Raw genomic sequence first — 13,944 nt, forward strand, 5'->3', positions numbered from 1 at the left:
GCGACCACGCGCGGGCCGTCACAGAGAGCGCGAGGAAGCATGGACACCACACCCACGGACGTGCCCGTCCAGTGGCTCACCCCGGAGGAACAGGCCGCCTGGCGTGGCTTCCTGGAGCTCAGCCGCGGAATGGAGCGCGCAGTGGACCGCCAGCTGCAGCGCGACAGCGAGCTCTCCAGCTCCGAGTACGAAGTCCTGGTGCCCCTGTCCGAGGGTCCCTCGGAGGGGATGGCGTCCCGCGAGCTGCTGACGCTGCTGGGGTGGGAGCGTTCGCGGCTGTCCCACATGCTCTCCCGCATGGAGCGCCGGGAAATGATCACCCGCTCCCCCAACCCCTCGGACGCCCGCGGACTCATGGTGGGGATCACCGGCCGCGGCCGGGAGGCAATCGAGAACGCCGCCCCGGGACACCTGCACCTGGTGCGTGAGACGTTCATCGACGTGCTCGACGAGGAGGAGCAGGCCACTCTTGTGGGCATCGCCCACAAGGTGCTCCCCCGCCTCGTGGCGCTGGGGCTGCGCTGAGACCGGCGCCGAGGGGCCGGGGAAAAGAGCCTGTTAACAGGGGACGGGTCCTGCCACTTGGGGGATCGGCAGGACCCGTCGGACATCCCGAATCTGGGGGAGATCGGGACGCCGGCCAGCCGGGGGATCATCCGGACGCTCATTTGGGGGGATGCGCCCGGGCCACTTCGGCCGACATCAACACTTTATGTGGCAACTCCATCGAGACGCAAGTAAAGCGTTGCGAGGCCCACACAATGCCGGGAATGATCTCCGCACCCCGCCGTGACCGGGTGCAACGCACGTCACAATCGTCATATTCATGATTTTCACTGAGCTTGCATCCGAGCGACCCCTGTCCCCCGGAGCACCGACGGCCGCCGCGAGCGGTCACCACTGCTCCGCGAGCTCCACCACGAGCTCCAGGACACTACGCAGGACGGCCGAGCGGTCCTCCCCGCGCCACGCGAGCACGAGCTCCACGTGGGCGCCGTCCGCAAGGTCCTCGTAGGCCACGCCGTCGAGCCGCAGGGCACGCACCTGCTCTGGGAGCACGGCAACCCCCTGGCCTGCCGCCACCAGCGACAGCATCACGGAGATCTCCGGGGTGCTCTGCGCGACGCGCGGCTGGAACCCGCCACCGCGGCACAGCTCGTCCACGGCACGCTGCAGGGGTGATCCCTCCGGGTGGCCGACGAAGACCTGCTCCCGCAGGTCCCCGACCGCGAGCCCCCGCCCCGAGACGAGCGGGCTGCCCTGCTGCACGGCGACGACGAGCCGTTCCCGCCCGACGACCCGGTGCTCGATGCCCGGTGTTGCCACTGGCGGGTGCAGGAACCCGACGTCCAGGGTTCGTTCGCGCAGCCCGGACTCGACGGCAGCACCGGACATCTCCCCCTGCACGGTGAGGGCCACCCCCGGCAGCCGCTCCCCCACTCCTCGCAGCACCCGGGGCATGCTCACGTAGGTCGCGGCACCGCAGCACCCTATCCTCAGCACTCCGGTGGCCCCTGCGCCCACGCGGTGCACGTCCGCCTCCAGCGTCGCGATCTCAGCGAGCACCGCTCTGCCCCGCTCCAGCAGCTCCTGCCCGGCGGGGGTCAGGTCCACGCGCCGGGTGGTGCGCTCCAGCAGGGTGACGCCCAGCTGATCCTCGAGCTGCCGGATCTGCTGCGAGAGAGGGGGCTGGGCCATGCCCAGCCGCTGCGCCGCACGGCCGAAGTGCCGCTCCTCGGCGACCGCGATGAAGTGGCGCAGCTGCCGTAGCTCCACGGGTGCCGCCTTCCTGCCTGGTCGTGAGGGGGCCCTCGAGGAGGCCGCGCTCCCCGCTGTCAACGCCGCCGCGAGCGGCAGGTTCGGCACCGCGCCGGTGCGCGTGCGCCCGCCCCCGCGGACCTCGTGTCAGGAGTCGAGGAGCTTCTTCTCCAGGATCTCCTCCTTGACCGCCCGGCGCAGGGTCTTGCCGAGCATCGTGCGCGGGAGGTCCTCCATGGCGACGATGCGGCGGGGAACCTTGTAGCGGGTCACCTTGTGGTAGCAGTGCTGCCGCAGAGCCGCCTCGTCCAGCTCCACACCGGGCTCCAGAACCACCGCGGCCACCACGGTCTCGTTGCCGTCCGAACCGGGGATGCCCACCACCGCGGCGTCGGCCACGGCGTCGTGCAGCTTCAGGGCCGTCTCCACCTCGGTGGGTGCCACGTTGAAGCCTCCGGTGATGATGACCTCCTTGATGCGGTCCACCACGCGCAGGAAGCCGTCCTCGTCCACCATGACGATATCCCCCGTGCGCAGCCAGCCGTCCTCTGTGAACAGCTCGGCCGTCTCCTGGGGGCGCTTCCAGTAGCCGCGGGTGACCTGCGGGCCCTTGACCAGAAGCTCGCCCTCCGCATCCAGCGGGACGTCCTCGCCGGTGCCGGGGTCGACCATGCGGATGTCGGTGCTCGGGAAGGGGATGCCGATCGAGCCTGCGCGGCGGTGCTCGTTGAGGGGGTTGCACGCCACCAGGGGCGAGCACTCGGTGAGTCCGTAGCCCTCGATGAGCATGCCGCCCGTGGCATCTTCCCAGGTGTCCACGAGGGGAACGGGCAGCGTCATGGCGCCGGAGACGGCCACGCGGATCCCGGTGAGGTCCACACCCTTCTCCGCGGCGGCGTCGAGCACCTTCTGGTACACGGGCGGCACGGCGGGCAGCACCGTGGGCATGCTCTTCCTCATCGCACGCAGGATGAGGTCTCCGCGCACGGTGGGGAACAGCACGAGCTTGGCGCCCAGGGACATGGCGAACGTGAGACCGAGCGTGAGACCGAAGGCGTGGAAGAGGGGCAGCACGCCGTAGACGACCTCGTCCGAGGAGCTCTCCAGCCAGTGCTGGCCCATGAGCGCGTTGGACTCGAGGTTGCGGTGGCTGAGCATGGCGCCCTTGGGAGTGCCGGTGGTGCCGGAGGTGTACTGCAGCAGGGCGATGTCCTGCGCCACGGGACGGGGGTGGTCCGCGCGCAGCGGTTCGTGGGAAGCCAGCGTCCGCCACGGGATCGCCCCCGGCGCAGGCTGGGTCAGCTCCCGGCGCTGCTCCGCGAGCTTCTTCAGCGGCAGCCGCAGCCCGAGCCGCATCAGGGTCGACATGCTCTCGGTGATGTCCACGGCCACCACGTGCTCCACGGCGAGGTCCTTGGGCATCCGGGTGATCGAGGTGGCGATCTTGTCCCACGCAATCACCACGCGTGCACCGTGGTCCTCGAACTGATGGCGCAGCTCCGGTGCCGTGTAGAGGGGGTTGTGCTCCACCACGATCGCCCCCAGGCGCAGCACCGCGTAGAACGCCACGATGTGCTGGGGGCAGTTGGGCAGCACGAGTGCCACGCGATCCCCCGCCTGGACCCCCATGATCCGCAGCCCCTCGGCCGCCCGCTGGACCTGCTCGCCTAGTTGCGCGTAGGTCATCCCGGCGCCGAAGAACTCCACGGCGGTCTTGGCCCCGTGGCGGGCCACGGACTTCTCGAGCATGTGCACCAGCGACGTCTCGGGCAGGTCCAGGTCACGGGGCACCCCCGAGTCGTAGCTCGCTGTCCACGGTCGGGCTGCCAGGAAGTCTCGGGAATTCGCAACAGACATGTGTGCGAGGTTACCCGTCCGTCCTTTCTGGCGCATGGAACCCGCGTTGCGTCCTCCTCCGTGACGGCCCGCTCCCGCCGCACGGGGCTCCGCCGTGGGCCCACGAGGATGGGGCCACCTCGGTAGACTTCGGGGAACCCGCCACCGGATCTCCCGCCGAAACGAGGCCCCCGCATGTCCCCCTCCTCAGCCCGCCCCTCAGCCCGCGACCCGTTCGACGACGGCGCGGCGCCCTGGACGGACCGGACGCCCGCCGCGGGGCGGTCCCCGGAGGACGGCACCACCCGACCCCTGCCCCGCCCCACCGCCGCAGGACGGTCCGGGATCCCCGGCGGCGGAACCGCTGGTGAGGACGTTGCGAGCTCCCGACCCCGGAGGACGCAGCAGCACGCGCCGGGTGCGCACACCGCCCCCACCGCGGCGGTCCCGGCCGTGGCCGACGACGCCGCCCGCGCGACGTCGTCGTCGACGTCGGCCACCGCGCCGCGCACCGGACGCACTGGCGTGGCTTCCGGCAGGCTGCACCCCCGGGACGCCGACTCCGCGGCGGCCGGGCCCGTGGGCGACGACCACCTGACCCGTCCGCAGGAGCGGATCTCGGCCGAGGCCGCGTGGGACACCATGCGCCCGGCGGTGCGCCCGGACGGTGTCACCGCGCTGCGCCGGCCGAGTGCGGAGGAGCTGCGCGGAAGGCAGAAGCGGCGCTTCGGCGGCCTGCAGGTGCTGCCGGGGCTCATGGGGTTGCTCGTGGCCGTCGGCCTGGCGGCCGTTCTCCTGGCCGTCGCCGCGCTGACGGCACCCGGCTTCGGCGTCGACACCACCGCTGGCGCCGGGGACGCACTCTCCCGCGCCTGGCGCGAACCTGGGACGGGCCTCCTGTGGGCCGCCGTGGCCGTGGCGGGAGGAGTCGAGTTCCTCTCTATGCTCGCCGGGGGATATACGGCCGGGCGCATGGGCAGGTTCTCCGGGGTGGCCCAGGGCATGGGCGTGTGGCTGTGGGCGCTGCTCGCGCGCGCCGTGGTGTCCGTGGCTGTCCTGCTCGGCGCGGGGACCGCTGGTCTCGGTGCAGGCTGGTGGACGGCCCAGCAGCTGCTCGGCAGTGATCCGGGGGTTGGTCTCGTGGCCGTCGCGGGGCTGCTCGTGCTCGGTCTCGTGGCCGCTCTCCTGGGCGGAATCTGGGGAATGCGGTACCACCGCAAAGTGGACGCGTGGACGGTTTCGAATGCACTGAGCGAGTAGACTTTGCCTGTCGAGGGCCTGGGCTGGGTCCTCACAGGGGAGTACGGAGGAACTTGCTATGCCTTCAACACTCGTCGCGGTTGTCGACGATCATGAAGTGGTTCGCGAAGGTGTTCGGCTGGTGTCCATGACATCACTCGCGGACGTCAAACTCGTGGGGTCCTCGGATTCCGTGTCCACGCTGCTGGACCAGCTGGGGAGAGACCCGGAGAATCCCGCGCTCACGGCACAGGGGGCCAAGCGGATCGAGTGCGACGTCGTCCTGCTGGACCTCTCGCTCGCGGACAAGTCGCGCCCCGCCACCAACGTGGAGCGGCTGCGCAGCGCGGGCATGAAGGTGCTGATCTTCAGCATCGGGGAGAACGCCGGTCTGATCCGCGAGGCGCTGCGCGCGGGTGCGCTGGGGCTGGTCCGCAAGTCGGACCCCCTCGAGCACGCGATCGAGGAGGCGCGCGCCATCGCGGACGGCAAACCGGTGATCACCAAGGAGCTCGCCGCCGCGATCGACGGCGACGTCGAGTTCTCCAGGGCGGCGCTGTCCCCGCGCGAGCGCGAGACTCTGCGGCTCTACGCCTCAGGGTTCGCCCAGGTCCAGGTGGCCCGGCGGATGGGCATCAAGCAGTCCGCGGTGAAGACCAACATCGACCGCATCCGGGAGAAGTACGCCCGCATCGGGCGGCCCGCACCCACCAAGATCGACCTGCGCATCCGCGCGATCGAGGACGGGCTGGTGGACCCGGAGGACGACGTCACCAGCGCCGAGAAGAAGCTGTGACCCGAGCCCGGCCCCCCGCATGAGTGCACGCGAGAGGTCTGTCACGCGCAGGGCGCTCTCGTACCGGCGGGTCAACGTCCGGCTGCGGTGGAAGCGGTTCTTCGCCACCATCGCGCCGGGGGAGCTGGGTCTTTACACGTACCGCGCCCACTATCTCGCGATGATCGGGTTCGGCGTCTTCGGAGTGGCCCACCTCATCGAGGTGCTGCCGATCTACGCCCAGCAGCAGCAGTCGCTGCGGGACTGGTACGCGGTGTTCGTGCTGGCGCTCGCGGTGCTCACCGGGTTCACCCTGCTCTACGGCCTGCGGCACTCGGTGCGTCCCTGGGTTTTCGTGGCCTACACCGCGGTAGTGGCGGCGGGGATCTTCGCGCTGCCGCTCGCATGGACCGGCAGGTCCATGCCGCAGAACCCGTGGATCTCCGGCTTCATCATCCTGGCCGTGGGCGCCGCCGCGGTGCTGTGGAGCCCCAGAGCCGCGGTGCTGTACATGGTGCTGCTCGAGTCCGTCTACGCGGTGATCGCCTCACGCGTGATCACCGTGGAGGACAGCGCGGAGCCCTGGCTCGCCGCAGGGCTCTCCCGGATGGTCTTCGGGTTCATGCTCGTCGTGGTGCTTGCCGTGGGCAAGCGGGGTGTGGAGAAGTTGGACATCGACTACGCGGAAGCCCTCTCCCAGACCCTGGCCATGCGCCGCAACCGCTCGGAGACCGCGGACCAGGAGCGCATCGACCGGCTCATCCACGACAACGTCATGGCCGCCCTGCTCGACGCCTCCCGGTCCCGGGGCCCGCTGTCCCGGCAGACCCGCCAGCTCGCCTCCCGGGCGCTGGACGTGCTGGCGGAGGAGTCCAGCCGCTCCACCGGTTCGCACACCGTGATGGTGCACGTGCTCATGGACGAGCTCATGGACGCTCTGGCCCCCTGGCGCTCCCGGGTGCGGTTCACCAACCTCCGAGGACCCATGCGCCCGGTGGGCGAGCCCCGGGTTTTCGTCCCCGCGTACGTGGCGCACGGGCTCACCCAGGCGGTCACCGAGGCCGTGTCCAACAGCGCCCGCCACTCGGGCAGCGAACTGACCACGGTGTCCATGGAGGGCGCGCTGTGCGAGCCCACCAGGATCAACCCCGAAGGCTTCTACCTGCGCTTCACCATCAGCGACGACGGCCGGGGCTTCAACTACCACGACATCCCCGGCCGCAGGCTGGGCGTGCGCGTGTCCATCGTGGAGAACATCGAGGCGATCGGCGGCGCCGTGGACCTCGACACCGCGCCCGGGCGGGGCACGCGGGTGACACTGACGTGGCCAAAGGACGCCACGGCATGAGCACGGTGAAGCGCGAGGCCTTCGCGCACCGCTACATGCGGCTCATCGTCCTGGCCGCGTTCTCCGCGCCCTTCGTGGCCGCACTGGGGCACTTCGAGGCCTCCGCGGGACGTCAGGGGGCGTTCGTGGTCTCGATGCTCGCCTACACCCTCTCCGGCCTGCTGGTGGCCCTGCCCCCGTGGAACGGCCACCGCTTCCCCCTGGTGCCCACCGCCCTCGTGAGCGGCCTGTTCCTGCTGGCGGCGCAGCAGGGGTATGCGGCCACCCCCGTGACGCTCGACGCCGGGCAGGCCCCCTGGTTCCACCTGGGGTTCATCGCGGTCCTCTTCGCCCTGGGGATGCGCCTGCGCCCGGGATGGGCGTGGACCGTGTGGCTCGGTGTCACGGTCCTCTCGGTGCTGCGCTGGCCCGTGACGGACGGCGTGCTTCGCCCCGTGGAGGCCTACCACGTGGTTGGTGCCGCCGTGCTGCTCGTGACCTGGATGGTGGAACGGCAGTACAACGAGTTCATGCTCCGCCAGGAGGACACCCGCAGAATCCTCGAGACCGCGCGCTCGCGCGACGAGGCCGAGACGGGGATGCGCCAGGCCTCCAGCAGGCGTGTGGACGAGGTCCGCAGGCTCGCCGGCGGGCTGCTGGAGCGGATCGCCCAGGACACCTCCCCCGTCACCGACTACGATGCCCAGCAGTTCCGGCTCACCGAGGCCCAGCTGCGCGACAGCATCCGCGGCCGTTCGATCGCCTCCCCCCACGTCCTCGAGATGACCCGTGCGGCCCGTGCTCGCGGTCTCACCGTGGACATCCTGGACGAGCGGGGCTGCGCACCGTCTCCCGCCGTCATGGAGGCCACTGCCCGGCAGCTCGCCGAGATCATCGCCCAGGCGCGGACGGGCATCATCACGGTGCGCGCGCTGCCGGAAGGCGATCCGACCGCGGTGTTCATCGTGCACGACTCCGAGAACCCGGACGACGACCCCGTGGCGGTGGAGATCGCGGACGGCACCGGGACGGTCTCCGTCTTCTGATGCGGGCGCACTGCACAGCGGCGCCGCGGCATCCTCCGCGGGGCGCTGGATCCACAGGCGCCCCGCTCCCTGCCCGCTGGCGGGCGCGCCGACCCTAGCGTTGCGCCATGACGACTTCGCAGCCTGACTCCCTCGATCCTCTGTCCCTGCCGCCGCAGGACGTGGGCCTGCCCCCGTCCGGGGAGCCCCCCGCGCTCGGGGACCTCCTCGCGCCCGCGGGCCTGGCGCGGACGGCGCTGCGAGCCGTCCTGTGCGGGGACGGGGTGAGCCGGTGCCCGTGGTCACCGGCCACCGTGGGCGCCCTGATCGACCACGACCAGGGCTGGGGCACCACTCCCACGAGCGCCAGGGGATACTTCGCCGCCCTCACCCTGGAACTCGTGGATTCGGGCCTCGCCCGCTGGTCCCAGGCCGCCCGGCACGACGCGTGGCACCTGAACATGGCCGGCCTGGACCCGCGCCGAGTGGCGCTGTTCGACGACGACGACGTGGACGACCTCCTCGACGTCCCAGAGCTCATCCGCAACCGCGCCAAGATCGAGGCAGTGGTCCGCAACGCCCGCGCGTGCCAGGACTGGGAGTTCTCCGACTGGCAGGACGTGCTCGAGGAGGCCGAGGTCCCCGCGCCGGGCCCGGCACCCGAGACCGCGCTGGACCTCCCGGACAGCACCGCGGCGTCGCGACGTCTCGCACTGGTGCTGCGCGGACACGGCATCGGGCTGGTGGGGCCGGTGACGGCACACCGGTGGCTCGAGCGCACGGGCCGCGCACCCGGTCATGTGCTGGGGTGCTTCCGAGCGGTGCCGGAGGCGCCCACGGGCTGAGGCCCGGGCTCAGTCGAGCAGCAGCGCGGGCTCCTCCAGAATGCGGGCCACGTCCGCCATGAAGCGCGCGGAGAGGTCCCCGTCCACCACGCGGTGGTCGAAAGAGCCGCCCAGGGTGGTGATCCAGCGCGGGACGACGTCCCCGTCGACGACCCACGGCTTCTGCTTGATGGTCCCGAAGGCCACGATCGCCGCCTCTCCCGGATTGATGATGGGAGTGCCGGTGTCGATGCCCAGGGCGCCGATGTTCGTGATCGACAGGGTTCCGCCCTGCATGTCCCCGGGCTGGGTGCGTCCCGCGCGAGCTGTCTGCGTCAGTTCGTGCAGCGCGATGGCCAGTTCGCGCAGGCTGAGGTCCTGGGCCTCCTTGATGTTGGGCACCAGCAGCCCCCGCGGCGTGGCCGCGGCGATCCCGAGGTTCATGTAGCGCTTGATGACGATCTCGGTGTCGGTCCACGTGGCATTGACCTGCGGGTTGCGCGCGGCGGCCCAGATCACGGCCCTCGCCAGGATCAGCAGGGGCGTGACCTTTACTCCCTCGAAGTGCGGGGATTCCTTGAGCCGCTTGACGAACTCCATGGTCCGGGTGGCGTCCACGTCCACGAAGATCGACACGTGCGGGGCGCTGAACGCGGACTTCACCATGTTCCGCGCGGTGGCCTTGCGGACCCCCTTGACGGGGATGCGCTCCTCACGGGCGTCCGCGGGCTGGGCGGTCGCGCTCCAGAACGTGTCCGGGCCGCCCTCCACCTCCCGCTCGTGGGCGGCGTAGGCGAGCAGGTCCCTCTTGGTGACCTGGCCGCCGTCGCCGGTGGCCCGCACGTCCGCGAGGTCGATGCCCATCTCCTTCGCCGCCTTGCGCACGGGGGGCTTGGCGAGGTTGGGGCGCCGCGGGATGGACGCGGTGGCCGGGGGCTGCGCCGCGGGCTCGTCCAGGGACTTCCACCACGTCTCGCTGCGGTCCCGGATCTTCCCGGCCTTCTCCGCGAAGTCCACCGCGGCGCTGCCGATGCCCGTGCGGGAGAGCCGGTCCGCCCAGCCCTGCTTCCGCACGACACTGGTGTCCGCCTCGGCCTTCTGGGCCGCTGCACCGCTCTGGCTCAGTCCCTGCGGCGCCTCGGCGTCCGTGCGCATTCCCACGCGGGTACGACGCCGCCGCCGCACCGGGTCCGCCTTCGGCCCGGAGCCCACAAGCGCCTTGCCCCCGGCGGAGTCCAGGCTCGTGCCGGAGCCAGAGGTGATGTCCTCCTCCGCGCGCTGCACCTCGGGGACCGGCTCGTCCGCGAGCCCGTCCTCCGGTGCCGAGCCGGTGTAGCCGGGATCGGTCGCGCCTGCGGGGGCGTCGTCACTCGTGGCGACCGCGATGATGGGGGTGCCCACCTGCACGGTCTCCCCCTCGGCCACCATGATCTCCTGCACGGTCCCCGCGAACGGGGAGGGCAGCTCCACCACGGACTTGGCGGTCTCGATCTCCACCAGCACCTGGTTGACCGTGACCTGGTCCCCCTCGGAGACCTTCCAGGCGAGGATGTCCGCCTCGGTCAGCCCCTCGCCCACGTCCGGAAGCGTGAAAACCTGTGACATGAGTTCTCCCTCGTGCGCTGCGGCCCCCTCTCGGGAACCGGCGGCGCGACTGCTCTAGTAGGCGAAGGACCGGTCGAGTGCCTCGAGCACTCGGTCCAGGTCCGGGACGTAGTGGTCCTCCACAGCGGCGGGAGGATACGGAAGGTGGTAGGAGCCCACTCGCAGCACGGGTGCTTCGAGCGAGTAGAAGGCCCGCTCGGTGACGCGCGCGGCGATCTCCCCGCCCAGCCCCCCGAAGGTCGGGGCCTCGTGGGCGATCACCAGGCGGCCCGTCTTGCGCACGGAAGCCGTCACGGTGTCGAAGTCCACCGGCGAGAGGCTGCGCAGGTCGATGACCTCCACGCTGCGTCCGTCCTCCTGGGCCGCCTGCGCCGCGGCGAGCGCCACCGGCACGAGCGGGCCCCACGCGACCACCGTGGCCTCGTGGCCCTCACGGATCACGGCGGCGCTGAACGGGTCCCCCGGGGAGGTCGTCTCGTCCACGTCGCCCTTGAGCCAGTAGCGGCGCTTTGGCTCGAAGATGATCACGGGGTCGTCGCACTGGATGGCCTGCTGGGACATCCAGTAGGCGTCCTGCGCGTTAGAGGGGGCGAGGATCCGCAGCCCGGCAGTGTGCGCGAACAGCGCCTCCGGGGACTCCGAGTGGTGCTCCACAGAGCCGATGACCCCTCCGTAGGGGATGCGGATGGTCACGGGCACCGTGAGCCTGCCGTCCGAGCGAGCGTGGATCTTGGCCAGCTGGGTGGTGATCTGGTTGAACGCCGGGAACGTGAACCCGTCGAACTGGATCTCGCACACAGGGCGGTAGCCGCGCTCCGCGAGCCCCACGGCGGTGCCCACGATCCCGGCCTCGCCGAGCGGGGTGTCGAGCACGCGGTGGGCGCCGAAACGGGTCTTCAACCCCTCCGTCACGCGGTACACGCCACCCAGGGAGCCGATGTCCTCCCCCATGAGCATGACCTTGGTGTTCTCCTCCATGGCCCGTGCGAGCCCGGCGTTGATGGCCTTGGCCACGGTCAGCTGTGTCATGCGCCGGTCCCTCCGGTCTCGGTGTCCTGCGCCGGGGTGAAGCCGGCCTGGTAGTCCAGGTACTCGGCCCGTTCGGCGCTCACGAGCGAGTGCGGTTCGGCGTAGGCCTTGCCGAACGACTCCTCGAAGGTGGGCGGCTCCATGGCGAGGACCTCGGCACGCAGCTGCTGCGCGGCGTCGTCGTTCTCCCGCGCCACGGCCTCGAAGAACTCGTCCTCGACCCCGTGGTGGGTGCGGAGGTGGGACCGCAGCCGGTCGATGGGATCGAGGTGGCCCCATTCGTCCTCCTCGTCCCGCTCCCTGTACTTGGTGGGGTCGTCCGCCGTGGTGTGGGCTCCCATCCTGTAGGTCTCGGCCTCGATCAGCACGGGGCCCTCCCCTGCGCGGATCTTCTCGAGCGCGTAGCGCGTGGCCGCCACGACCCCCAGGACATCGTTGCCGTCCACGCGTAACCCCTCGAAGCCGTAGCCCGCGGCGCGCGTGGCCAGGGGGACGCGCGACTGCGTGGTGAAGGGCACCGAGATGGCCCACTGGTTGTTCTGGATGAAGAAGAGTACCGGGGCGTCGTAGGAGGCCGCGAAGACCATGGACTCGTGGATCTCGCCCTCGGTGCTTGCGCCGTCCCCGAAGTACGCGACGACCGCCTCCGGCTCCGTGGTGGGCGGATTTCCCGCGCTCCCCGCGGCCCTGCGGTCCAGCGCGGTCCCCATGGCGTAGCCCACCGCGTGGGGAACCTGGGCGGCGAGGACCATGGTGTAGAGGTTCATCTGGTACTCCTCCGGGTCCCAGCCCCCGGCCGTGATGCCGCGGAACAGCCGCATCAGGTCCGCTGGGCGGATCCCCCGCTCAAAGGCCGCCGCGTGCTCGCGGTAGGAAGGAAAGAGCCGGTCGGTGGGCCGTGTGGGCCACACCGAACCGACCTGCGCCGCCTCCTGGCCCCGCAGCGGGACCCAGAGCACCAGCTGCCCCTGGCGCTGCAGCGAGGTGCCCTCCTCGTCCACACGGCGGGCGAGGGTCATGGACCGGTACAGGTGGTGCAGGTCCTCGAGCGAGAGGTCCGCCGCGTACGGGGAGAGCTTCGGGTCCTCGCGGACGACGCCGCGCTCATCCAGCAGCTGGTGGCGCGGCAGCGTGGCCTGCGCCTCGCTTGTGGGGGTGGGTGGTGCCATCTGGGGTCTCGATCCTTCTGCTGTCGTCACGCCCGGCCCTTCCGTTCCGGCCACGGCTGCGGGTGGCCGCGGTGCGCGTCCGTCCCGGCGCCCGTGGTGGTCCGGGGGCGCTCGGTGCTCGTCACGGTCTCGGCGTCTTCGTGGTCATGGGGTCCTCGCGGGCCGCAGCCCTCAGCAGTCCGCCGTCCGCTGCGGGGCTTGCATGGTGCTGAGGTGCGGGAACGAGGCGCACAGTTCCAGGAACCGTGTGTTGGCCTCCGGCTCCCCGAAACTCACCCGCACCCCCTCCGCGCCGAACCTGCGCACGGACAGGGCTTTCTCGTCGCACGCCCGTGAGAACTGCTCGCTGTGCTCCCCGAGCGGCAGCCACACGAAGTTGGCCTGCGTCTCAGGGTACTGCCATCCCAGCTCCGTGAGCCCGCGCAGCACCCTTTCCCGCTCGGCCACGAGCTGCTCGACGCGCTCATCCACCTGCTCGATGCTCTTCAACGACGCCACAGCGGCCAGCTGCGCCACCTCGGTGACGGAGAACGCGGGCGCGCTCTGACGCAGGTGGCGCGTGACGTTCTGCTGGGCCACGGTGTAGCCCACGCGCAGCCCGGCCAGCCCGTGGGCCTTGGAGAAGGTGCGCAGGGACACGACGTTGGGATGCTCACGGTAGAGGTCGATCCCGTTGGCGAGACCGACCAGGCGCTGGAACTCGGTGTAGGCCTCGTCGACCACCACCACCACGTGCGGGGGCACCTTAGCCAGGAATTCCCGCACGGCCTCGTCGCGCAGGCTGGGGCCTGTGGGGTTGTTGGGCGTGCACAGCAGGATCACGCGGGTCCGCTCGGTCACGGCGGCGGCCATGGCGTCGAGGTCGTGAGAGCCGTCCGGCAGGTTGGGAACCTGCACGCTGGCGGCCCCGGCGAGCCCGACCGAGATGGGGTAGGCCTCGAACGAGCGCCACGCGTAGACGACCTCATCCGGCTGACCATCCTCCCCCGTGCCGGCGAACGCCGCGAGGAGCTGGTTCAGGGCACCGAGGCTGCCCGCTCCGGCCACCACGTCCTCCGCCGGGACGTCCAGGTGCTCGGCCAGCGCCTCCCTCAGCGCTGTGGCGGTGGGGTCCGGGTAGCGGTTGACGTCCGCGAACGAGGCGAGCGCCTCACGCACGGCGGGCACGGCGCCGAAGGGGTTCTCGTTGGACGCGAGCTTGTAGGCCACGAGCCCCGGCACCTCGCTGGCCGGCTTGCCGGCCGCGTACGCGGGGAGTCTGCCGAGTGCCGCGCGCGGGGTGATGCACGTGGTGTCCCGCGGGAGATCCGACGGTACCTGGGCGGACGTGGAATGTTCCATAGCTGTCATGCTAGCG

General features: G+C 71.1%; 12 protein-coding genes. 6 read left to right on the top strand and 6 right to left on the bottom strand.

What is annotated here, in order from left to right; all coding sequences use genetic code 11:
* The first annotated feature begins 39 nt into the window (after positions 1-39).
* Entirely contained in the window at positions 40-525 is a 486-nt protein-coding gene (locus FS770_RS04545) for a MarR family winged helix-turn-helix transcriptional regulator (protein ID WP_055082744.1), read from the top strand.
* A 369-nt stretch (positions 526-894) separates the two neighbouring features.
* On the opposite strand, the gene FS770_RS04550 is transcribed toward FS770_RS04545, so the two are convergent.
* Positions 895-1,776, bottom strand: a complete 882-nt coding sequence (locus FS770_RS04550; RefSeq protein ID WP_145010169.1) for a LysR family transcriptional regulator — start codon at positions 1,774-1,776, stop codon at positions 895-897.
* Positions 1,777-1,905: 129 nt separating this feature from the next.
* Positions 1,906-3,615: a long-chain-fatty-acid--CoA ligase gene (locus FS770_RS04555; RefSeq protein WP_145010172.1), complete on the bottom strand. Its 1,710-nt coding sequence runs from the start codon at positions 3,613-3,615 to the stop codon at positions 1,906-1,908.
* Between the two features lie 174 nt (positions 3,616-3,789).
* Between FS770_RS04555 and FS770_RS04560 the strand changes: the two genes are divergently transcribed.
* The 5 genes from FS770_RS04560 to FS770_RS04580 all read left to right on the top strand — a co-directional run bounded on the left by FS770_RS04560 (position 3,790) and on the right by FS770_RS04580 (position 8,805).
* Complete coding sequence (locus tag FS770_RS04560; protein ID WP_145010175.1) at positions 3,790-4,854, top strand: hypothetical protein; 1,065 nt, start codon at positions 3,790-3,792, stop codon at positions 4,852-4,854.
* A 127-nt stretch (positions 4,855-4,981) separates the two neighbouring features.
* Positions 4,982-5,629, top strand: coding sequence for a response regulator transcription factor (locus FS770_RS04565; RefSeq protein WP_244944754.1), 648 nt, complete (start codon positions 4,982-4,984; stop codon positions 5,627-5,629).
* Between the two features lie 19 nt (positions 5,630-5,648).
* The gene (locus FS770_RS04570; protein WP_145010178.1) at positions 5,649-6,956 is read left to right on the top strand and encodes a sensor histidine kinase; all 1,308 of its coding nucleotides are present in this window, start codon (positions 5,649-5,651) and stop codon (positions 6,954-6,956) included.
* A complete protein-coding gene (locus FS770_RS04575) occupies positions 6,953-7,981 on the top strand; it encodes a hypothetical protein (protein ID WP_145010181.1) in 1,029 nt (342 codons plus the stop codon). The genes FS770_RS04570 and FS770_RS04575 overlap by 4 nt, the downstream gene beginning before the upstream one ends.
* Positions 7,982-8,088: 107 nt before the next feature.
* Positions 8,089-8,805 carry a DNA-3-methyladenine glycosylase I gene (locus FS770_RS04580; RefSeq protein WP_145010184.1) on the top strand — a complete coding sequence of 239 codons (717 nt, stop codon included), beginning with the start codon at positions 8,089-8,091 and terminating at the stop codon, positions 8,803-8,805.
* Positions 8,806-8,814: 9 nt separating this feature from the next.
* Here the strand turns inward: FS770_RS04580 and FS770_RS04585 are convergent, their stop codons facing one another.
* The 4 genes from FS770_RS04585 to FS770_RS04600 all read right to left on the bottom strand — a co-directional run bounded on the left by FS770_RS04585 (position 8,815) and on the right by FS770_RS04600 (position 13,928).
* On the bottom strand, positions 8,815-10,389 hold the full coding sequence (locus FS770_RS04585; protein WP_144941069.1) for a dihydrolipoamide acetyltransferase family protein: 1,575 nt from the start codon (positions 10,387-10,389) through the stop codon (positions 8,815-8,817).
* Between the two features lie 54 nt (positions 10,390-10,443).
* Entirely contained in the window at positions 10,444-11,418 is a 975-nt protein-coding gene (locus tag FS770_RS04590; RefSeq protein WP_144941071.1) for an alpha-ketoacid dehydrogenase subunit beta, read from the bottom strand.
* Positions 11,415-12,587: a thiamine pyrophosphate-dependent enzyme gene (locus tag FS770_RS04595; protein ID WP_186366682.1), complete on the bottom strand. Its 1,173-nt coding sequence runs from the start codon at positions 12,585-12,587 to the stop codon at positions 11,415-11,417. The genes FS770_RS04590 and FS770_RS04595 overlap by 4 nt, the downstream gene beginning before the upstream one ends.
* A 171-nt stretch (positions 12,588-12,758) precedes the next feature.
* Positions 12,759-13,928, bottom strand: a complete 1,170-nt coding sequence (locus tag FS770_RS04600) for a histidinol-phosphate transaminase (RefSeq protein ID WP_145010190.1) — start codon at positions 13,926-13,928, stop codon at positions 12,759-12,761.
* Positions 13,929-13,944: the final 16 nt, after the last annotated feature.

The organism is Kocuria salsicia, assembly GCF_007681555.1.
Classification (GTDB): Bacteria; Actinomycetota; Actinomycetes; order Actinomycetales; family Micrococcaceae; genus Kocuria; species Kocuria salsicia.